Origin of the sequence: Micromonospora sp. NPDC050417 (assembly GCF_044458865.1) — a bacterium.
Classification (GTDB): Bacteria; Actinomycetota; Actinomycetes; order Mycobacteriales; family Micromonosporaceae; genus Micromonospora_G.
Genome location: NZ_JBITIH010000013.1, coordinates 1 through 20086, shown reverse-complemented (window position 1 = coordinate 20086; position 20086 = coordinate 1). Strand labels below are relative to the sequence as shown.

General features: G+C 70.4%; 19 protein-coding genes. 11 read left to right on the top strand and 8 right to left on the bottom strand.

All coding sequences use genetic code 11. The annotated features are described in order from the left end of the window. Nucleotides 1-202: 202 nt before the first annotated feature. Genes ACIBF5_RS18025 through ACIBF5_RS18005 form a run of 5 tightly spaced genes read left to right on the top strand, consistent with a single transcriptional unit; the run spans nt 203 to nt 4598 of the window. On the top strand, nt 203-1024 hold the full coding sequence (locus tag ACIBF5_RS18025; RefSeq protein ID WP_396812908.1) for a helix-turn-helix transcriptional regulator: 822 nt from the start codon (nt 203-205) through the stop codon (nt 1022-1024). Nucleotides 1025-1081: 57 nt separating this feature from the next. Next, nucleotides 1082-1648 (top strand): RNA polymerase sigma factor, encoded by a 567-nt coding sequence (locus ACIBF5_RS18020; RefSeq protein ID WP_396812906.1) that lies wholly within the window; start codon nt 1082-1084, stop codon nt 1646-1648. Next, entirely contained in the window at nt 1645-2460 is an 816-nt protein-coding gene (locus ACIBF5_RS18015) for a zf-HC2 domain-containing protein (protein ID WP_396812904.1), read from the top strand. Before ACIBF5_RS18020 ends, ACIBF5_RS18015 begins: the two co-directional genes overlap by 4 nt. Nucleotides 2461-2469: 9 nt before the next feature. Beyond that, complete coding sequence (locus tag ACIBF5_RS18010) at nt 2470-3282, top strand: ATP-binding cassette domain-containing protein (RefSeq protein ID WP_396812902.1); 813 nt, start codon at nt 2470-2472, stop codon at nt 3280-3282. Beyond that, on the top strand, nt 3279-4598 hold the full coding sequence (locus ACIBF5_RS18005) for a hypothetical protein (protein WP_396812900.1): 1320 nt from the start codon (nt 3279-3281) through the stop codon (nt 4596-4598). The genes ACIBF5_RS18010 and ACIBF5_RS18005 overlap by 4 nt, the downstream gene beginning before the upstream one ends. 14 nt (nt 4599-4612) lie before the next feature. On the opposite strand, the gene ACIBF5_RS18000 is transcribed toward ACIBF5_RS18005, so the two are convergent. Both ACIBF5_RS18000 and ACIBF5_RS17995 read right to left on the bottom strand, forming a co-directional pair. Beyond that, a complete protein-coding gene (locus ACIBF5_RS18000) occupies nt 4613-6925 on the bottom strand; it encodes a low temperature requirement protein A (protein ID WP_396812898.1) in 2313 nt (770 codons plus the stop codon). Between the two features lie 212 nt (nt 6926-7137). Beyond that, nucleotides 7138-7983 carry an SDR family oxidoreductase gene (locus ACIBF5_RS17995; RefSeq protein ID WP_396812896.1) on the bottom strand — a complete coding sequence of 282 codons (846 nt, stop codon included), beginning with the start codon at nt 7981-7983 and terminating at the stop codon, nt 7138-7140. A gap of 213 nt (nt 7984-8196) precedes the next feature. On the opposite strand from ACIBF5_RS17995, the gene ACIBF5_RS17990 reads away from it, so the two are divergent. Further along, nucleotides 8197-8664, top strand: a complete 468-nt coding sequence (locus ACIBF5_RS17990; protein ID WP_396812894.1) for a MarR family winged helix-turn-helix transcriptional regulator — start codon at nt 8197-8199, stop codon at nt 8662-8664. 131 nt (nt 8665-8795) lie between these two features. On the opposite strand, the gene ACIBF5_RS17985 is transcribed toward ACIBF5_RS17990, so the two are convergent. Then, a complete protein-coding gene (locus ACIBF5_RS17985) occupies nt 8796-10127 on the bottom strand; it encodes a hypothetical protein (protein ID WP_396812893.1) in 1332 nt (443 codons plus the stop codon). A 288-nt stretch (nt 10128-10415) separates the two neighbouring features. Here ACIBF5_RS17985 and ACIBF5_RS17980 point away from each other — a divergent pair, with 288 nt between their 5' ends. Next, nucleotides 10416-10781, top strand: coding sequence for a hypothetical protein (locus ACIBF5_RS17980; protein ID WP_396812891.1), 366 nt, complete (start codon nt 10416-10418; stop codon nt 10779-10781). A gap of 76 nt (nt 10782-10857) precedes the next feature. Here ACIBF5_RS17980 and ACIBF5_RS17975 read toward each other — a convergent pair whose 3' ends face one another. Together ACIBF5_RS17975 and ACIBF5_RS17970 are read right to left on the bottom strand one after the other, a co-directional pair. Beyond that, nucleotides 10858-11244 carry a hypothetical protein gene (locus ACIBF5_RS17975; RefSeq protein WP_396812890.1) on the bottom strand — a complete coding sequence of 129 codons (387 nt, stop codon included), beginning with the start codon at nt 11242-11244 and terminating at the stop codon, nt 10858-10860. A 95-nt stretch (nt 11245-11339) separates the two neighbouring features. After that, a complete protein-coding gene (locus ACIBF5_RS17970; RefSeq protein WP_396812888.1) occupies nt 11340-12818 on the bottom strand; it encodes a PepSY-associated TM helix domain-containing protein in 1479 nt (492 codons plus the stop codon). Nucleotides 12819-13152: 334 nt separating this feature from the next. On the opposite strand from ACIBF5_RS17970, the gene ACIBF5_RS17965 reads away from it, so the two are divergent. From ACIBF5_RS17965 to ACIBF5_RS17950, 4 genes are all read left to right on the top strand, one after another. Continuing rightward, the gene (locus ACIBF5_RS17965; RefSeq protein WP_396812886.1) at nt 13153-13863 is read left to right on the top strand and encodes a YcnI family protein; all 711 of its coding nucleotides are present in this window, start codon (nt 13153-13155) and stop codon (nt 13861-13863) included. Next, complete coding sequence (locus ACIBF5_RS17960; RefSeq protein WP_396813218.1) at nt 13860-14054, top strand: DUF5959 family protein; 195 nt, start codon at nt 13860-13862, stop codon at nt 14052-14054. Before ACIBF5_RS17965 ends, ACIBF5_RS17960 begins: the two co-directional genes overlap by 4 nt. A gap of 112 nt (nt 14055-14166) precedes the next feature. Next, nucleotides 14167-14730 (top strand): TetR/AcrR family transcriptional regulator, encoded by a 564-nt coding sequence (locus tag ACIBF5_RS17955; RefSeq protein ID WP_396812884.1) that lies wholly within the window; start codon nt 14167-14169, stop codon nt 14728-14730. A 1-nt stretch (nt 14731) separates the two neighbouring features. After that, on the top strand, nt 14732-16897 hold the full coding sequence (locus ACIBF5_RS17950) for an MMPL family transporter (RefSeq protein ID WP_396812882.1): 2166 nt from the start codon (nt 14732-14734) through the stop codon (nt 16895-16897). A 193-nt stretch (nt 16898-17090) separates the two neighbouring features. On the opposite strand, the gene ACIBF5_RS17945 is transcribed toward ACIBF5_RS17950, so the two are convergent. The 3 genes from ACIBF5_RS17945 to ACIBF5_RS17935 form a co-directional block, all read right to left on the bottom strand. Next, nucleotides 17091-17609, bottom strand: coding sequence for a DUF6879 family protein (locus tag ACIBF5_RS17945; protein WP_396812880.1), 519 nt, complete (start codon nt 17607-17609; stop codon nt 17091-17093). 126 nt (nt 17610-17735) lie between these two features. After that, entirely contained in the window at nt 17736-19010 is a 1275-nt protein-coding gene (locus ACIBF5_RS17940) for an MFS transporter (RefSeq protein ID WP_396812878.1), read from the bottom strand. Further along, nucleotides 19007-20086: thioesterase domain-containing protein (locus ACIBF5_RS17935; protein WP_396812876.1), on the bottom strand; the 1080-nt coding region annotated here is incomplete at its 5' end. The genes ACIBF5_RS17935 and ACIBF5_RS17940, both read right to left, overlap by 4 nt.

Sequence of the window (20086 nt, the reverse complement as noted above, 5' to 3'; positions counted from 1 at the left end):
CTACCCCGCCGATCGTCATGGTCAAGTTGGTGGTACCGGTCGACAACTGCGACATAAGAGGACTCCAGTGAGGGTGGATTCGGTGACGACATCTCGTCCCCGAATCCACCCTCGCGCTCTTCGACCGCCCGGAGAAGGCCGTGACTACCAGGGAGTACGGCACCCTGGCACGCCTCCGACCAGGGGCTCTACGCTGGTTGACATGCGCAGCGGCAACGCTCTTGGGGAGTTCCTCCGGGCCCACCGGGCCCAGGTCGATCCCCGAGATGTCGGGCTACGCGGGGGCGGCGACCGTCGGGTAGCCGGGCTCCGCCGCGAGGAGATCGCCGTGCTGGCCGGAGTGAGCGTCGACTACTACGCCCGCCTCGAACAGGGCCGGGAGCGCAACCCGTCCCCGCAGATACTCGACGCGATCGGACGGACCCTGCGGCTCGACCCGGACGGGCGGGGCCACCTTTTCCGGCTCGCCGGGCTTAATCCCAGGCTGGGTCCGGACAAGTCCCGTGACCTGGTCCATCCCGCGCTGCTGCGACTACTGGATGCCTTCCCCACCTCGGCCGCGTACGTGCTCAATCCCGCATTCGACGTGCTCGCCACCAACAGCGTCGCGGCGGCGCTACTCTCCCCGTTCGCGGGCACGACCAACATGGTGCGGGTGCTGTTCCAGCACCCGAGGGCACGCGCCGTCTTCCTGGACTGGGCGACCCTGACGGAGAACACCGTGCACGCCCTGCGCCTTGGCGCCGGGCTCTTCCCCGACGACCCGGAGATCCAGGCGCTCGTCGCCGACCTGCGGCAGAGCTCGCCGGAATTCCGCGCCCTGTGGGAGGACCAGAGCGTGCGCGGACTGACCCGCCTGTTCAAGGTCTTCCACCACCCGGACGCCGGGCGGATCGAGTTGACGTACCAGACCTTCGATGTCCGCGACGCGCCCGGTCAGCAACTGCTCGTCGGCACGCCGGAACCGGGCAGCCGCAGCGCCGAGGCGCTCGCCTACCTGGCCGCCGTACACACACCCGCCTGAGATGCAGGTCACTCCCGGCGGAGAACCTTGAGCGGGGCTCCGGTCGTCTAGCCGGGTGTGAGTGGACGTGACGCGGCGGGAGCACCCGAGCCGGACGACGAGGCGCTGGTGCGCCGCATCGCCCGGGGCGACGATGCCGCGTTCGACGAGTTCTATCGCCGTACCGCGCCGTGGCTCGCCGTACGACTGCGTCGGCGGTGCGCCGACGACGATGTGGTGGCCGAGGTGATGCAGGACGCGTACCTGGCGGTCTGGCGAGCGGCGGCCGGATACGCGGGCTCGCGGGCCGGAGGTAGCGCCGCCGGCTGGCTCTGGACCATCGCGGCGCGGCGCCTCGTCGACGCGTACCGGTCCCGGGCCCGGCGGTTACCGCCGGGCGCCGGTCTGCCCGAGACCGTCCTGACCGTTCCGGGGGCGGAGGACGAGGTGGTGGGTCGCCTCATGGACGACCCGGTTGCCAGTGCGGTGCGTGATCTGGCACCGGAACTTCGGGAGGTGGTGCAGGCCATGGTGCTCGACGAACTCTCCGTACGCGAGACGTCGGCGCTGCTCGGGGTGCCGGAGGGCACGGTCAAGACGCGCGCCCGGCGGGCCCGGGCGCTGCTGCGGGAGGTGCTGTCATGACCGCCGGCCACGCCCCGCCCGGGCTGCTTGTCCGGTACGCGACCGGTGATCATCTGCCGGCGGACGCCGTCTGGGCATTGGAAGCGCACCTGGAGGGCTGCGCCGGGTGCCGGCACCGGCTCGGCGAGGCGGTACGCGCGCAGTCCCCCGCCGTCGCGGCCGTTGTCGACACCGTGTTCGCCGCCGTGGCGCCCGTGGTGCGGGCCGAACCCGCGTCGCCGCGTCGCCGGTGGCCGGCGCTGCTGCGCTGGGCGGCCCCCGTCGCCCCCGCCTGGCTGGCGACGACCGTGGTCGTCCTGCTCGCGGCGATGCTGCTCGATCTGGCCTCGGCACAGGTCGGGCAGGTCCGGCCGTCGCTGCTGCTGCTCATCGCACCAGTGGTCCCGATGCTCGGCGTGGCCGCGTCGTGGAACCGGTCCCTCGACCCCGCGTACGAACTGGTCGCCTGCACCCCGCGCGCCGGGCTCGGCCTGGCGTTACGCCGTACCCTTGCGGCGCTCCTGGTCGTGATGCCGCCACTCGCGGTGGCCGGGGCGGTGGTCGGGGCGGCTCCGGTGCGCTGGCTGCTGCCGAGTCTCGTGTTCGTGGTCGGCGCGCTCGCGCTCGGCGCGTTCGTCGGCGTCGGCCGGGCGGCCACCGCCGTCACCGTCGGGTGGGTCGGCGCCGTGGTGGCGCCGAGCCTGGTGCGGTCGCGGATGCCGACCGTCCTCGACCCCGACAGCACCCCTGTCTGGGCGGCCTGCGCCGTGCTCGCGGTCGGTGCCGTCTTCCTCTGGCGCGATGCCTTTCAACGCGACGCCAGCCATCGATAAGGAGATCACGTGGTACGCACAGTGAGCGCCGACGAGACGGCGCCGACGACGTACGCTTGGCCGGTCCAGGCGCGGGAGCTGCGCCTACGGGCCGGTCGACACATCGCCGTCGACGGACTAGATCTTGCACTGGGGGTCGGCGTGTACGGGCTGCTCGGCCCCAACGGAGCCGGCAAGACAACGCTGATCCGGGCGCTCGCCACCGTGCTGCCACCGGTATCCGGTCGGCTGGAGATCCTCGGGCAGCCCGTCCACGGCGGCGGGAGCCTGCGGTCGGTCCGGCGCGCTCTCGGGTACCTGCCGCAGGACTTCGGGTACTACCGCCGGTTCACCGTCCGGGAGTTCCTCGAATATGTCTCGTGGCTGAAGGAGATGGCGCCGCGCGACGTACCGGACGCGGTGCAACGGGCGATCGACCGGGTGGGGCTCACCTCGCGGGCCGGCAGCACCATGCGATCGCTCTCGGGCGGCATGCTGCGCCGCGTCGGTATCGCACAGGCGATCGTGAACGAACCAAGTCTCCTGCTGCTGGACGAGCCCACGGTCGGCCTTGATCCGGAGCAGCGGATGGATGTTCGGGCGATGCTGCGCGACCTCGGACGCGACAGCTGCGTGGTGGTGGCCACACACCTGGTGGAGGATGTGGCCGCCGCGTGCACCGACGTGGTGCTGCTGCACGAGGGCCGACTCGTCTTGCAAGGGGTACCCGCCGACCTTGCCCGCGCGGCCGGTGCGGAGCCCGAGGCCAGTGGCGACAGTGAGATGGAACGCGGGTACTCGGTGCTGATGCGGCGCCACCGCGAGCAGGGCGGTCGGTCATGAGTCACCGGATCGCCTGGATCGAGCTGCGCCGCTCGGCCGCGCCGTGGGTCGGTGCATTCGTCGCCGCCCTCGCCTGGGCCCTGACGACGGACCCCGAGCGCTGGGACGGACTGTGGATGGCGACGGCTGTCGTTCACCACGACAGCCTGTGGATGTTGTGGCCGCTGGCCCTGGCCGCCGGTGCCTGGCAAGGCCGGCGCGACCACGCCGCGCGGATGACCGAGCTGGTGACGTCGACACCGCGCCCCGGTGCCGCCCGGATGGCGCCCCCGGCGGTGGTCCTCGTGGGGTGCCTTGTCGGCGGATACACGCTGGGCCTCTTCGACGGGCTCGGCCGTGCTGCGCTGACCGCCTCGTACCAGCCTGCGGGTTGGTACTGGCCGGTCCTGGTCGGCGCCCTCGGCGTCGCGGCGGCCGGGGTGCTCGGCCTCTGGCTCGGCCGGCTGATGCCGTCGCTGCTGACCGCGCCGCTGCTGGTGATCGGCGGGCTCGTGCTGGTCGCCGGCCCGCAACTGCTCTGGGAGGAGACTGGCTCGCGAGCGCTGCTGCTGACTCCCGGCTACCTCGGGTCGACCGACGAGTACTCGGCACCGGACTGGCGCGCCAACGTCGGGCAGGCGGTGTGGTTCCTGGCGCTTCTCGGCACGGGCTGGGCCTTGCTCGTCGCCGGTAGGCGCCGGACGAGGCTCCTCGCCGTACTACCGGCCGCCGTCGGTTTGGCGGTCTCCCTGTCCGTACTGCCGCCTCTCGACCGTGCGGCGCCGCGCGATCCGCGCGCGGTCGAACTGGTCTGCGCCGACGGGGAACCACGGGTCTGCGTCACCCGGCTGTACGAACCGGTCCTGCCGCAGCTCGTCGAACCGGCGCGGCGGGCGCTGACCGTGCTCGGCCGGCTGCCCCACCCTCCGACAGCGGTCATCCAGGAACCCGGCCGGTACGGAACCCACGTCGCGCAGCGCCGTGACACCGTCCACCTGAACATGACGGTGTTCAGCGACGGGACGATCAGCAGTGGTCCGGGCTCGATCGAGGAGGCGATTCTCGATGGCGCCGGCACCTGGGCCTGCGGCGCCGCCGATGACGACACCGACGCGTGGACCCGGATCGACGCTGCCCGCGTCGCCGCCGGACTCTGGCTGAGGGGTGCGGACGCCGCGCCGGAACACACGTGGGCACCGGTCCGTGAGCTGGCCGACCAAGCGTTGACAACCCTGCGCACGCTGCCGGTGGAGGTGCAGGTCGCCCGGGTGGCCGCCATGCGCGACGCGGCCCTCGACTGCAGGCCGGACCTGTACGACGTGCTCACCACCACCTGACGTCGCGCCGACGTTCAGGATCGCATGTGCAGATCGACGACCGGGACCTTCTGATAGCTGAGGGTGAGGCACAGTACGACGAAGATGCCGGCGATCGCCGCCACCAGGGGTGGTGCCATGAGCAACCCGGGCGTTATGCCGGCGATGACGAGCAACGCCACGGGGCCGCGCCACGGTCGGCGAACCTGGTACATCACCATGCCGAGCAGGGTCCGCCCGACGATGTGCAGGCCGATTCCGCCGAGGATGGTCAGTGACAACGCCGGGTTCACCTGCCCCAGCGGTCGGCGGATGTACATCTCGGCGCCGACCGCCACCACGACCGTTCCGGCGATCATGATTCCGTGGCAGTACGCGGCTGCCACCGCGGTCTTCGGGGCGGTCGTGTCGACCACGGTCCCGAGATTCCGCCCGGCTGGCAGGAAGTAGCTCCACAGCATCAGAGTCGCGTTGGCGAAGGCGAGCGCGAAGGCGAGCGTACGGAGGTAATCGAAGCCCGTCCTGCTGTAGGCGAGGCCGCTGAGCAGGACCAGCGCGCCCAGGGAGATGATGTGGACCTGTCGGTACCGCTCGGCTATGTGTTCGCCCATCACCTTCAGATGCGCCTGCGGCGCACGGTTCAGCTTCGGCACCGGCCAACCGAACCAGGCACTCAGTCCGTCGACCACGATCGCCGCCGCCCACAGCAGGAGTCGTTCCGAGGCGGGCAGGAAGGCCCCCACCAACCACAGGACGCCGGAGATGGTGAACCAGACGAGGACCCGCGCCGAACGTACCTGCAACGGAGAACCGCGCAGGGCCGGGACGAGCACGAGTCCCCGGACGATGTGGATCGTGGCGTAGGCGCCGGCGAACAGCAGGCCGTGTTCACCGAAGGCGGTCGGCACGGCGGACGCCATCAGAAGTCCGGCGAACATGATGCCGATGATGAGCTGTTGCAGTCGCGGCTCGTCCGGGTTGAACCAGTCCGTCGACCACGCCGTCGCGACCCAGATCCAGTAGACCCCGGCGAGGAGGACCATCGACTCGGCGACGTTGACCAGGCTGAGGTCGGCGAGCAGTCGCTGCGACACCCGGGTCAGGGCGAAGATCATGGCGAGGTCGAAGAAGAGTTCGTAGGAGGAGATCTGCCGGGGGTTCTTCCGTTTCCTGAGGAGCCGTTCCAGCGGAGTTCCCACGGGGGCCGCGCTGTGGTCGAGGCGTCGATAACTGAGCACGACGCCGAGCAGCACCAGGCTGACCGCGCCCGCCACGGCGAGCGGCGGCAGCCGCACCATGACGGGGGACATGGCCGCGATGACCAGCATCCCGACGGGGGCCCGCCAGGCGACCCGCCGGAACACGTCCCAGGCGTACAGGGCGCGTCCGCCGAGAAACAGGAAGGGCCCGGCCAAGATCGCCGCCGACCATGGGGCGCGGGCCTCGCCCAGCGGTTGGGAGATCAGTATCTCGGCACTCATCGACGTGACGACGATCCCGAGGATCATGACCAGGTGGGTGTACGAGGCACGAACCGCCACCCCGGATGGTCGCCGGTCGAGCACTTCCCCGAGGACGAGCCCATGCGGCAGAAAGAAGGACCAGGCGATCAGTCCGGTGATCGCGAACGCGAGGGCGAAGGCACCGATCCTGACGATGTCGAGTCGGCTCTGGCTGAGGGTGATGCCGCTCGTCAGGATCAGTTCCCCGACCGCGATGACGAAGACCTGCCGGTGACGCTCCGCGATGTGATCACCCAGCACCCGCAGGTGCTCCTCCGGTAACCGTGGCAACCCGGGCACCCGCCAGCCGATGCCGACGCCCACGTAGTCCAGGACCAGCGCCACCGACCACACCGCCAGCCTCGGCGTCTCCGACAGGAACGCCCCCGTGATCCAGAGGACCGCGGTCGCGCCGAACCAGATCGCCGCTCGCACCGAACGCGTTCCGACCGGGTGACCACGCAGCGCCCCGGCGATCGAGAGGTGCCGTACGAGGTGCGCCGCGACGTTCGCCCCGGCGAAGACGAGACCGTGTCTACCGAAGGCCTCGGGTATGGAGGCGGCGAGCACCAACCCCGCGAACATCATCCCGGTGATGATCCACTGCACGAACGGCTCGCCCGGGTCGAGCCAGTCGGTCGTACGGGCCGCACCGACCCAGACCCACCAGATCGCCGCCAGGAGGACCAGGGTCCGTAGCGCGTTCTCCCAGCCGAAATCGCGCAGGAGCTGCTGCGAGAGCTGGGTCAGCGCGAAGATGATGGCCAGGTCGAAGAAGAGTTCGAGGAAAGAGATCTCCCGAGGCTGTCGGCCATTCCGCAGGAGCCGTTCCGCTCTGGTCCGCACCACAGCTCGTCCGCCTCATGATCGTGCTACCGAATATTCGTATCACGGTCGAGGAACTGACCGGGCTGTTATGCGGTGCAGCCGGGGGCAACGGATCGGTGGCCGAAGCACTCGACCACAGACGGGCACGGGCGTCGCCACCGGTCCGCGTGGGCGCGGCGGGCCGCTCGGTGATGTCCCCACCGGACGGCCCGTCCGCAACCCTCGCCGGATCAGGCGCGGGAGAGCTGCTCGCGGTGGTCGTGGATGAACTCGGCGATGCCCCGCGGCGACCGGCCGACGATCCTGGCGACATGGTCGTTGGTGAAGTCCCCCCACCCCGAGCCGTAGGCGACCCGGTATTCGGTCAGAACCTCCGCCGTCCAGTCGTCGAGGCCCGCCTGAAGCAGGTTGCGGTGCGTCTGTTCAGGGCTCTGCGGTACGTACCGCGCCGGTCGCCCGAGTGCCCGGCTGGCCTCCTCGGCCGCCTGGTGCAGCGAGATGCTCTCCGGGCCGGTGAGCGTGTAGATCATGCCGTCGTGTGGATCAGGTGCGACGAGAATCTCGGCCGCGACCGAGGCGATGTCCCGTACGTCGACCGCACCGACCCGCGCCTCGCCGAAGAGCCCGTGGAGTTCCTCTCCGGCCAGGGCTCCGAGCAGGTTCTGCATGAAGTGGCTCGGCCGCAGGATCGTCCAGGCGATGCCCGAGTGGCGCAGTTCGGTGTCGGAGAGCGCGTGCAGCCGGCCGTTTCGGGTGGGAGCGTCGTGCGCGGCGCCGATCGCGGAGAACCTGACGACGTGTCGCACCCCGGCCTGCCGGGCGGCCCAGAGCGCGTTCATGCTCTGGCTCGGTGCGAGGGGACCCATCGCGGTCAGCAGCCACAGCGTCGTCACTCCGTCGAACGCCGGCGTCAGTGTGGCGGGACGGTCCAGGTCACCGACGGCGAAGTCGACGCCGTCGAGGTCAGGTGCGCGCGACTTGTCCCGGACGAGGGCGCGTACCGGCGCCGTGCCGGCGAGTTCACGCAGCACCTCGCTCGACACCATGCCGGTTGCTCCGGTTATCAGGATGGTCATGACTCTCCTTCGGTTACGCGGGTCGCGATCCTGGCGAGGCAGGTCCGCGACAGGCATGCGGCGGTGCCGCCGCGCCGGGCGGACCGGTGGACCGTGGCGGGTGGGTGTCCCGCCGTCGCGTCCAACGGTCGGCCGTACTGTCGTGCGGGTCGGCACGGTGGTGCCGCCGACGATATAGTCCAAAAATGAGACCGTCCAATGATTGGACTAAACATGAGGCGCAGCACACAGAAGGAGCAGGATCCCGACCTCGGCATCCTGGCCGTCCAACTCTCCGCACGGGTCCAGCGCGAGATCTTCACGCGCGCCGCGGACCACGGGTTCCATGACGTCAGGCCCCGTCACGGCGCGGTCATGGCATACCTGGACGTGGAGGGCACCCGCCCCGGCGAGCTGGCCCGGCTGGCAGGGCGCAACAAGCAGACGATGGGCGCGATCCTCGACGAACTGGAGCGGCTGGGCTACGTCCGGCGCACCCCCGACCCGGCCGACCGCCGGGCCAAGCTGATCGTGCCAACAGAACGGGGACTCCGATTCATGGAGGTCTCCGACGGCATCGTGGACCTGATCGAACAGAACCTCTCCGACACGCTCAGTCCGGACGGGTACCGGGAATTCAGGGCCGCGCTGCGCAGCGGTGTGGCGAGCCTCCCGGCAACCGGCCACGACACCGAGGGCTGAGGCGACCGCACGGCAACCCGCGTCCGCGGTCTCCACCGATCACCGACGGAAGCCTTCACGGCCCCCTTCACCCAGTCCTCGATCCGGCCACCACCCAACAGTGGCATCGGCAGCGGCCATGGGCGGTGCCGCTACACGGCGAAGAGCAGCAGCAGGCCGGCGACGGCGTAGAGGATCATCAGGACAAGCAGCGGGAGCCGCCCACGTGTCGCCTCGGTCGGGGCGAACAGCCGCAGTGCCCGGTCGTGGGCGAGCAGCGTACCGACGAGGTGGCCGAGCACGATCACGGTGATCTGGAGGTTCACGACCCCGGTCGGGGTGACGAGGTCCGTACGGGTCGACCAGCCGGCGGTGCCGAACACGTTCGCGCCGGTGTCGAGTGGGTCGGAGAGCAGTGCGATGGTCCGCTGGCCCTCCAGGACCAACAGCGAGTAGTAGTGCGCGACGAGGTAGCCGACCATGACCGGCACCATCGAGTGCACCAGCTCTCCCGGCATTGACGTCGGGTCGGCGTTGCCCCGTCGGGCGGCGGCACGGGTCGCGGTCACGTATGCCAGGCCGACTGCCACGATGACGCCGACCAGGCCGGCGCTGCCGGTGAGCACCGTCGGCAGCCCGCTGGCCCGCTGGAAGCGCAGCCAGAACAGGGCGTCGGAGATGCCGTCGTACATGGTCGACCCGAGCAGCACCACCACGACGGCGACCAGGCCCGGGGCTGGTACGAGCGAGGCGATCCCATCCAGCGGGTTCCGCCACAGCAGGACCCCGTCGGCACCGCGGCCGATCACCGCGAGGCGGCCGACCACTGCGCTGAGCACCTCGAACGGGTCGCCCCGGTCGAACCATGCGGCGCCGTACAGCACGGCGCCGACGAGCATCGCGGTCAGGTATGTGGCGAGCCAGGCGCCGATGACGGGCAGGGTCGCGCGCCCGGGCGCGACGAGTTCCAGCCAGACGAACGCGAGCAGGCCGGCGGCGGCCGGCCAGTACCCCAGCCGGGGTGGCAGTGGCCGGAGACCGACGGCCGGGTCGCGACGCAGGGCGAGCGCGGCGATCAGGTGCAGGGTGCGTACCGGGTTCAGCGCCCGCCATACCGGCCCGAACGTCAGCGACAGCGGCACCAGACCGACCCAGAAGAGCACGTAGAACGCCCCGGCGGTGGGATTCTGCGCGGTGTCCGGACCGGCGAGCAGGCCCACGCAGAACCAGCCGGCGAGGGCGAGGCCGAGCAGGCGTACGCCCCCACCGCAACCGGCGGAGCCGAGCACACGGGCCAGTGGTACGGGCACCGGCCGACCGGCCGCGTCGTCGGTGTCGAGTCGAGGTTGGCGCCAGTGCGTGCCCAGGGCGAGGAGCGTGACGATCAGTACGAGAGCCACGCCGACGACCAGCTCGGTGAGCGATACGGGCAGATCCTGCCGGCCTCCCACCCCGTGTGCCAGCGCCGGCGGTGCGGGTGTCATCGGACGGCGGGCGGACGGTCCGCGAGCACGGCCCGGGCACGGGCGAGAAGGCCGTCCCGGAGTATTTCTCGGCGATCCATCAGCTACTCCTCCCACCGGGAGGGTGGCACGGTGACGGTCCTCCCGGAGAAGTAGTCGACGACTGACGCCAAAGAGTTCCGTCGATGTCCGCAGCTCCCGCAATCGGGCGCCCGGAGAGGCAGATGGCGCGACATGCCTATCTGTCAATCGCCACCTTGCCTACCGTGGTGACTGTCCGTGACACTGCGGTGGCCGTAGGAGGTTGTCATGCGTCGTATCGGGATACTGGCCGGACTGGTGATCGCAGGGCTGTTGGTGGCATCACCGGCCCAGGCGTTCGCGCACAACGCGGTACACAACACGTACCTGCACGCGGTACTGGACGCGCTGACGCTCATCGTGGTCACCGCTCCGCTGTGGACCGCGTACGCCTGGGGTCGCACGCGGCGCGGCCTGCTCCTGGCACTGGTCGCGGTGGTCCAGGTGCCGGTGGCCGTCATCGGCTTCGTACCGATCGACAATCCGACGGTCCACCTGGCCGCGTTCGCCACCGCCCTGGCCCTGACCGCTGGCTCACTCTGGGCGGTCCGCCGCGCGCCGCAGGCGGAACCGCTTCCCGGGGTAGCCGATTGACCCGCTCGCTCCGGAACTCAACAACGGAAGGTGCCGTGGGACGACGAAACCGGCCGGGGCCAACCCGACGGCCAGCTCATTCGGCCGGAACCGGTGACGTCGTCCCTTCCGTGATCCAACGTCCGTCGGGCGTACGGACCTCGAACCCGACCACCGCCGCCTCCGGTCGTTCCCGGACGACCCGCACCGACGGGCACCCGACGGTGGGCGGATGCCAACCGCCGTCGGCGGCACGGACCGCCGAGGCGCGACAGTGCTCCTCGTCGGCGTACCCCCAGGCCATCAGCAGTTCCCGACCGCCGTACCAGTAACGCCCGACGGTGGCGGTCCGGCCGTTGTCGTCACGGTGGTAGAACCGCGCCGTCAGGCCAGGTACGGCCACGCCCTCGAACGCCGCATCACTCTCACTGCGTTGCAGCCGGTACGCGCCGAGGTCCGGCAGGGTCATACGCTCGGTCTCCATGAACGAAGGGTGTCGCCCGCCGGCCGCCGGTGTGCACGCTTCGCCGGCATAGGCCGCCGGTGTCCACCGCACGGGTGACCGGCACGCCGGTCGGGTCAGCTCCCGGCTGGCGCCGGTGATGTCGGCACCGTCGTGTCCGTACGCCGTCCGCGTACCGCACCGACGATCACGTCGACGACGAGGAACCCGAGCAACGGAACACCGAACAGCGGCAGCACCCAGCCGATCGCGAAGACCACGGGCACACCGACGGCGATCACCCAGGCCGGAAGTTTCTGCCAGGCACCCCGGGCGACCGGCGGCGCACCGACGACGGCCCGCCGGTCGGCACGGGTCGGCCGGCGCTGCCACCACATCCGGTAACCCCAGACGATCACGCAGAGCAGTCCGAGCGCGAGTGCGGCCAACAGGATCTGGTTCGCCAGGCCGAACAGGTTCGCCATGTGCGCACTGATACCCAGACTGCTCACCTTCGCCAGCAGCGGCCAGTCGGCGAAGTCGCTGCGGGCCACGACCGTGCCGGTGGCGGGGTCGATCGCGGCCCGGTCCTTGCGCACCGGCCAGGTGTCGTCGACCTGCGTCACGGTCCACGCCGAGGAGGCGTCGACGGGCAGGCCCACCTCGACCGGGCCGGTCAACCGGTTGTCCCGGGCGACCCGGAGCACCTGGTCGATGGCGGCCGGGTCAACCGACACGGGCGCGGGGGCCTGATCCCCAGCGTGGTGCCCTCCCCCGGCCTCCGGCCGACCAGCACCGGTCAGCGAGGTCGACAACTCCGGGGTACGGGCATCGACCGCGTCCAGACCCGTGCTGAAGTTCGCCCCCGCGTACCGTGACCAGGTCAACCCCGTCGCGGACAGGAACAACAGACCGACCACAAGCCACACTCCGGTGCTGGCGTGCCAGCCACGGGTACGCCGCACACCCTTACGGGCGGCAAGATCCGGCAGCACCAGGCGGCGCACCCTGCCCCTGGCACCCCGCTGACGGCGCCACCACAACGCCAACCCGCCGAGCGTGACCACCCACAACCAGCTCGCCGCGAACTCCGAGTAGTGCCGCCCCACCACACCCAGATGCAGATTGCGGTGCAGGTCGTCCAGCCAGGTCCGCACCGGCGTGTACCCGAACCAGGTTGTCAACTGCCCCTTCACCTGGGCCGTGTACGGGTCGACGTACACACTGTGCTGCTTCTCGCCGAGTTCCGGCGCGGTGAACACCACCTGGGTGGTGGTGTCAGGCGCCCCGACGGCGACGTACGAGAGCGTGCCGTCGGGATGGGTCGCCCTGGCCGCGGCCACCTGCTCCGAGAGGGGACGAGCCGTCCGGCCAGCGGGCTCGGCGTGCAACTCGGTGTCGTAGACGATCGCGTCGAGTTGCGGGGTGACCGTGTACGCGAGCCCGGTCAACGCCGCCACGACGAGGAACGGTGCCACCAGCACACCGGCGTAGAAGTGCAACCGCAGCAGCAACGCGCCCAGCCCGGAGGACCGGCGTGCCGCAGTCGGCTCGTCCGACGTGACCGGGGGCGGCGCTTGCCGAGGCTGCTCGGCCTGGGCGGAGGTGATGGACATCGGCTCCTCGATCGAACTCGCGTCCGGCGTCGTACACCGGCTCCTGATTCTGGTCAAGGCTCCGCCCGCAGGCCCCCCACCTGCCGTGACGTCGCCGGACGCCGACAGCTACCGGCGTCCGCTCAAGTAGTCGATGTCTGCCCCGGAGAAGTTCCCGGCCTCCGCGCAGCCGGCGGAACCCTCTCGCGTCACCACCGGTTGGCGAAGCGGCACCAGAGGGTCGCCGCGACCTGGAACTTTCGTGGCCGTGCGAGCGACCAACACCGGGGTGCCACCAACAGCGCCCGTCCCGCCCGGGCGCCTCGGCGCCGCCGTGAGGAAGAAGGCTCTCTCCATGAACCGCGCCCTGCTCCTGCGGACGGCAACGGTGGTCGCCGGCAGCGCCGCCCTGATCCTCGGTATGGTCCTGCCCGCATCGGCCCACGTGACGGTGAACCCGAGCACCGCCACCCAGGGCGGCCACGCCAAGGTGGCCTTCCGCGTACCGAACGAGAAGGACGACGCCGAGACGGTCAAGGTCGAGGTCAGCCTTCCCGCTGACAAGCCGATCTCGTCGGTGTCGCTGCGGCCCGTCAACGGTTGGACAGCTCAGAGCGAAACCACGAAGCTGGCCACCCCGGTCACCGTCAACGGCAGCGAACTCACCGAAGCCGTCACCAGGATCACCTGGACGGCCGATGCCGATGCCGCGATCAAGCCCGGCCAGTTCCAGGAGTTCGAGGTCTCCCTCGGCCCACTACCCGCCACCGACCGACTCGTCCTCAAGGCACTCCAAACCTATTCCGACGGCGACGTCGTCCGGTGGATCGACGAACCCGCACCCGGGACCGAGCCCGAGCACCCCGCACCCGTACTCACCCTGGCCGCCCCCACGGCAACCACGAGCGCCACCCCCGCTCCCGCCGCACCGACCACGGAGGGCGACAGCGGCGACGGCGGCAACGGCAACGCGTACGGCGTCGCCGGCCTCCTGCTCGGCCTCGCCGGCCTCGTCACGGCGCTGCTGGCCTACCGTCGGGCAGCACAGACTCCGGAGAACCGCTGACAGCACGAGGGCCGTCCCTCGGCATCCGACTCACCGGTGAGCGTGATTGCCCGGAGGTAGTCGTCGAGGACGAGTCGGGGTCCATGGTCACCGTGCGGGTGCCGCTCGTGCCGCCGGACCACTGGGTTGCCGACCATCGACAGCGTCCGGGGCAAGTGATGAGTTACTGGGTTCCGCTGCTGTCAGCGTAGGGATACGGGCACCGGCCAGCAGACGAGCGCGCGTCCAAGGGTGAGGATCCATCGCGGAAGAACCCTCGCTCGTGAACTGACCGATCGGTCAGGCATACTGACGCGGACGGAGGTGATCGCGCTGACACGCAACCACACCCGGGAGGACATCCTCTCCGAGGCCGCCAGACTGTTCGCGCGAGCGGGCTTCAAGGGCACGTCGCTGCACGACATCGCGGTGGCGGTGGGCTGTTCGAAGGCAACGCTGCTCTACCACTTCGCCAGCAAGGACGCGCTGCTCTTGGCGCTCGTCGAACCCGCCGTACAGGAGTTGCGCGCCCTGGACGGCCGTCTTGCCACACTCGATGGTGAGGACGCTCGCGCCACGGCCATCGACGGCTTCGTCGACTTGGTGCTCCGGTACCGCCGACAGGTCACCCTCGTCTACGACAGCCTGCAGGCGGCCGAGATTCCACGGTTCCCTGGCATCGACGCCCTGGCCGAGCGCCTGGTACGCGCGTTCGCCGGCTACTCCGACGAGCCGGTCGACGACATCGCCGCGAGGGTCGTCCTCAGCGGCATCTGCACCGTCGTCATCGAACACGGCGACTCCGACGGCATCGAGCTCCGCGACGCACTCACCACAGTGGCCGCGCGGGTGCTGCGACCCAACCCCCGCCCCCGACAAGAAAGTTGACATGGCAACCATCCTCTACCGGCTCGGCCGGGCATCGTTCCGGCGCCGCCGGCTCGTCGTCGTGCTCTGGCTCGTCGTCCTCGCCGCGCTGGCCGGCTCCGCTGCTGCCTTCATGGGCGAGACCTCCGACAAGATCTCCATCCCCGGCACCGAGTCACAGCGCGCCCTCGACGCCCTCGCCCGCGAGTTCCCGGAGGCGTCCGGGGCCACCGGCGCGATCGTGCTGGCCGCGCCGGAAGGGCGACAGTTGGCCGACTACCGGGCCGCCGTCGACGAACTGGTCACAGAGGCAGGACAGCTGTCCGGCGTGGTCGGCGCCGTCAGCCCGTTCGACGCAAGGTCCATTTCGGTCGATGGGCGCTACGGGCTCATCCAGGTGCAGTTCGCCGAGCGGGCCGACGGCGTCACCGAGCCGCAGCGCACCGCGTACGAGGAAAGCGGTGTCGCCGCCCGGGCCGCAGGGCTGCGCGTCGAGCACGGCGGCGAGGTGATGTCCGCCCAGCCGGAGATCGGCAGCACCGAGGGACTCGGCGTCGTCGTCGCGCTCGTCGTCCTGCTCATCACCTTCGGCTCACTCGTCGCCGCCGGCATGACCATGCTGACCGCGCTGATCGGCGTCGGAGCAGGCATGGCCGGCCTGTACGCGCTCAGCGGCGTCGTGTCGCTGACCAGCACCGCTCCCGTCCTCGCCCTGATGCTGGGCCTGGCCGTCGGCATCGACTACGCGCTGTTCATCGGCTCCCGTTACCGCCAGAACCTCCTCGACGGCCACGAGCCCGAGGAGGCGGTCGGACGCGCTGTCGGCACCGCCGGCTCCGCCGTGGTCTTCGCCGGCGTGACCGTGGTCATCGCCCTCGCCGGCCTGGCGGTGGTGAGCATCCCGTTCCTCACCACCATGGGCCTCGCCGCCGCGGGCACCGTCGCGGTCGCCGTCCTCGTCGCCATCACCCTGCTGCCCGCGCTACTCGGCTTCGCCGGCCGCAAGGTGCTCTCCCGAGCCCAGCGCCGCGCCGGCGTCGCCGCGGCGTACACGGAGGGCTTCGGGTTCCGCTGGGCACGACTCGTCATCAGGCTGCGCGTACCGGTGATCCTGGTGGCGATCCTCGGCCTCGGTGCCCTCGCGCTACCCGCAGCGGACATGCGGCTGGGCCTGCCCGACGCGACCGCCGCGCCGGTCGGCACCCCCGCCCGGGACGCCGCCGACCTGACCAGGGAAGGCTTCGGCGCCGGCTTCAACGGTCGCCTCGTCCTCGTCGTGTCGAGCGACAACCCGGCCGCGACCGCGGCGGCGGCGCAGCAGGTGACCACCGCGCTACAGGGTACGGAGAACCTGCTCGCGGTCACCCCGCCGAACCTCAGTCAGGACCGGAAGACCGCCCTGCTCGCGGTCATTCCCACCACCGGCCCCACCGACCCGGCCACTGAGACGCTGGTGCACGCGGTCCGGGCGAAAGCCAGCACGGTCGACGGCGCCAGCATCGCACTCACCGGTCAGACGGCGATCGGCATCGACGTCTCCGAGAAACTCTCCGACGCCATGCCCTGGTACCTACTGCTCGTCGTCGGTCTCTCGGTGCTGCTGCTCATGCTGGTGTTCCGATCGATCCTCGTGCCGATCAAGGCGGCGCTGGGCTTCCTGCTCACCGTCGGCGCCACGTTCGGCATCACCGTCGCCGTTTTCCAGGAGGGCCACCTGGCCGGGCTGCTCGGCGTCGACACCCCGGGGCCGCTGGTCAGCTTCCTGCCGATCCTGCTCATCGGCATCCTGTTCGGCCTCGCCATGGACTATGAGGTCTTCCTGGTCTCCCGGATGCGCGAGGACTTCGTACACGGCGACACCCCGCGCCAGGCCACCATCAACGGCACCGGCCACGGCGCCCGCGTCGTCACTGCCGCCGCCCTCATCATGACGTCGGTGTTCGCGGGCTTCATCCTGGTCGATGACCCGGTGATCAAGAGCATGGGCTTCGCGCTGGCACTCGGCGTCGCCATCGACGCCTTCATCGTCCGGATGACGATCGTGCCGGCGGTCATCTCGCTTCTCGGTCACGCCGCCTGGTGGCTGCCGGCCTGGCTGCACAAGGCTCTACCGAACGTCGACATCGAGGGCGAGGGCCTGCGCAAGCAGCTCACCGTCGAGCCGCAGCGGGAGACCGTCAGCGTCTGAGGTCTCCCACCGTGGCGACACCTGGCGCAGCACCGGCCGGGGCCCGAGGGCGTGCGCAACAGGCCGCCTCGATGCCCCGGCCGCTCTGCACTGTGACGGCCCTCGCTGGCCTTGATGATCTCCTGGTGCGGTCAGGCCCAGACCCGCGGCCGAGACGAACTTCGGTACACCCAGGGTCTGCCGAACGGCGAGGTCAGACTGGCGTGTACTCGTCGTGGTGCAGTGCTCGCTTCCACACTTCGTCGAAAGCCTGCGAGTACATTCGCGCCTCGACCGGATCCTCCTTGATCTCAATCTCCACAAGATTTCCGCGTCCGTCGTGGTGGCCGGTGACCACCGTCAATCCGTCGAATACCCAGAAGTCGTTCGCGGGTACGAGCAACCGGGCCGTGTTGCGTCGGGGCAGCCAACGCACCTGTTCACCGGCGGCGATGTTGCGCCACGTCGTGGCGTGTTCGGAGCGGATGTAGTCACTGACGGGTTCGGAGACGATCCGAGCCCGGCGGATCTGGACGCCGCTGGCGACCGTACTGGAGATGAGCTCCAGCCATGGCGTCCACCACGTTGCCCGGTCGGACCGGTCGACAGGTAGGCCCTCCTGCCACAGACGAGACGTGGGCATGTCCTCAAGGTATTCGCTGCGCAGTTCGAGGTGGTCCGCTGATCGTTCACATCTTGAGAACAGCGCGCAGAACTCGTCAAGGGATGCCATGTTCCCACCTCCTGTAGGGCTCTGCATGTCAACGGGGCGACGACCACTTGGGTTGCGCACAGGGACGCTGCTTCTCGTCGCGGACCCGAACGGCATCCCGGCGCCTCGTCGCCTGCCGCGAGCCGTCTACCTCGTGGTCGAACTGCTTCGGCGGCGGCTCGGCGGACGGCGGATCGAGTCGTGTACGGGGCCCAGGACCGGCCGCGTGACCCATGCGGTTGCGGCCAGTGCCGTACCGATGCCCACCAGTTGAAGCATCGCGCCGCCCCGAGTGCCGACGTCGAGCAGTGCCGCCGTCATGGCGACCAGCGGTCCGGCTGCCAGAAGCCCGGCGATCGTGCCCGCCTGCACGAGCATCCTCCGCAGCGCGAACACGCGGCCCTGCGCTTCGGGCGTGATCGCGTCCTGCCACAGCACCTGCGAGCAGGAGACCACCACCGGCACACCGAACGAGAACACGAATGCGGCCACGCAGAGCACGACGGGCTTCGGATAGAGGCCCGCCACGATGACAGCGGCGGCGCTGACCGTGGTGGCCGCCCGGATCCACTCAAAACGGCGACGCGGACCGCGCCACAACGACATGGCGAGGCTGCCGGACGCGAGGCCAAGACCGGCCGCCGTGCTCACCACGGCCACGGCCACGCTCTGCCGTGCTGGGGGCACATCCGCCAGGATCAGTGGTAGCAGCAGGACGGGCGCGGCGGCCTGCACGGCGAACAGGGCGGTCGCCAGGCGCAGCAGGTACACGAGACGAGGGTCGTCTCGGATGAGACGCCGTCCCACCCGGATCTCCGCTCGCCATCCCGGCCGGTCCGCTGCGGCCGGTCCGGTCACCGTACCCGGCTCGGGAAAACGCACCACGGCGAGCGTGAGCAGCCCGAAGGCGATCGAGGCCGCGTCGACCAGGAGAACCACGGTGAGACCGCCCACGGTGAGCAGCGCAGTGGACAGGGCCGGGCTGAGCAGTTGGGCGGTCGACAGGGCCGTCTGCGTCATCGCGCCGGCCCGCCCCCGCTGCGCGGGTGAAACCATCGTGGTCACCGCCGCGGAGAGGGCCGGCCATTGAAAGGCTGCGCAGCCGGACTGGACGGCGACCAGCAGGTAGATCTGCCACACCGCGAGGTGGCCGGTGCTCTGGACGGCCACCAGCGCCACGCTGCCGCAGAGCGCGACCCCGTCCGCGCAGAGCAGGATGGTCCGCCGGCGATACCGATCGACGAGCACGCCGGCCCACGGAGAGAGCAGCAGGCCGGGCACGAAGGCGAGGAACAGGCCGATCGAGTACTGGGTGACCGACTGGGTCTGCTGGTACACCCACAGGCTGAGCGCGAATGCGCTGGTCTTCGAACCGAGCACGCTGATGAGGCGGCCGGCCCAGATGGGGAGGAACGTGGTCACGAGAACGTGGCGGCGAGCACGACCCCTACGTGGGCGAGTGGTTCGTGCCCGCACATCCCGGCATGGTCGGAGTCGACCGCATGGACGTCCAGCGAGCCGGACACGTACGGCTGCCACTGCCGCTTCGCGCCCTCCGGGGTGAAGCGGCCCCGGGTCGCGGTGAAGTGGATCGCGTCGCCCCGGAACTGCGGCGGTTCGGCGCCGTGGTGGAGGCGCATACCGGTACGCACGTTCCGCAGGTAGGTCCGGACATGCTCCTCCCCCACGGTCCAGGGGAGGGCGTCGTCGACGAGGCGTGCGGTGTCCGGTGCCGTCAACGGGGCGGGAACGGTCGCCGGGTCGACGCCGGCCGCGCGCAGCAGGTCGGCGAGGAGCGTCTCGTCGTTCGGTAGTGGCACCGGCGCGGTGGCCGGATACGCGTCCATCATCGCCAGCAGCGCCACCGCGTCACCGTCGCCTTGCAGTGCCACGCCGACGGCTTGGGCGAGGGTGCCGCCCGCCGACCAGCCGAGCAGGTGGTACGGGCCGGCAGGTTGGATCCGGCGGATGTGCCGGACGTACCAGGCGACCAGGTCGGCCGTGTCCGGGTCGGGCTGCCCGGCATCGAGCAACGGCGCCTGGAGTCCGTAGATCGGCCGGTCGGCGTCCAGGTGTTGGGTCAGGCCCGCGTAGCACCAGCTCAGACCGCTGGCGGGAGGCAGGCAGAAGAGTGGTGGCAGGGTGCCGTGCGAGCGCAACGGGAGAACCGGCTGGAACGGATCGCCGCTCCGCTCGTCGGTGAGCAGCGGGGCCAGCGCCGCGACGGTGGGGTGCTGGAACAGACTGACGAGGGGGAGATCGGCGCCGAGGTCGGCACGGATTCTGCCGATCAGTCGGGTGGCGAGTAGGGAGTGGCCGCCGAGGTCGAAGAAGTCATCGTCCACACCCACACCGTCAACGCCGAGAACCTCGGCGAACGCCTCACACAACACCTCTTCCTCAACCGTGACCGGCCCACGACGAGCCACGACCGGCGTAAGGTCCGGCACCGGCAACGCCTTCCGGTCGAGCTTGCCGTTCGCCGTCAACGGCAACGC

Bases quoted from the DNA above. Each gene is read 5' to 3' on its own strand.
- ACIBF5_RS18025 (WP_396812908.1), top strand. From the start codon at position 203: ATGCGCAGCGGCAACGCTCTTGGGGAGTTCCTCCGGGCCCACCGGGCC.
- ACIBF5_RS18015 (WP_396812904.1), top strand. From the start codon at position 1,645: ATGACCGCCGGCCACGCCCCGCCCGGGCTGCTTGTCCGGTACGCGACC.
- ACIBF5_RS18005 (WP_396812900.1), top strand. From the start codon at position 3,279: ATGAGTCACCGGATCGCCTGGATCGAGCTGCGCCGCTCGGCCGCGCCG.
- ACIBF5_RS17995 (WP_396812896.1), bottom strand. From the start codon at position 7,983: ATGACCATCCTGATAACCGGAGCAACCGGCATGGTGTCGAGCGAGGTG.
- ACIBF5_RS17990 (WP_396812894.1), top strand. From the start codon at position 8,197: ATGAGGCGCAGCACACAGAAGGAGCAGGATCCCGACCTCGGCATCCTG.
- ACIBF5_RS17985 (WP_396812893.1), bottom strand. From the start codon at position 10,127: ATGACACCCGCACCGCCGGCGCTGGCACACGGGGTGGGAGGCCGGCAG.
- ACIBF5_RS17980 (WP_396812891.1), top strand. From the start codon at position 10,416: ATGCGTCGTATCGGGATACTGGCCGGACTGGTGATCGCAGGGCTGTTG.
- ACIBF5_RS17975 (WP_396812890.1), bottom strand. From the start codon at position 11,244: ATGGAGACCGAGCGTATGACCCTGCCGGACCTCGGCGCGTACCGGCTG.
- ACIBF5_RS17970 (WP_396812888.1), bottom strand. From the start codon at position 12,818: ATGTCCATCACCTCCGCCCAGGCCGAGCAGCCTCGGCAAGCGCCGCCC.
- ACIBF5_RS17965 (WP_396812886.1), top strand. From the start codon at position 13,153: ATGAACCGCGCCCTGCTCCTGCGGACGGCAACGGTGGTCGCCGGCAGC.
- ACIBF5_RS17950 (WP_396812882.1), top strand. From the start codon at position 14,732: ATGGCAACCATCCTCTACCGGCTCGGCCGGGCATCGTTCCGGCGCCGC.
- ACIBF5_RS17945 (WP_396812880.1), bottom strand. From the start codon at position 17,609: ATGGCATCCCTTGACGAGTTCTGCGCGCTGTTCTCAAGATGTGAACGA.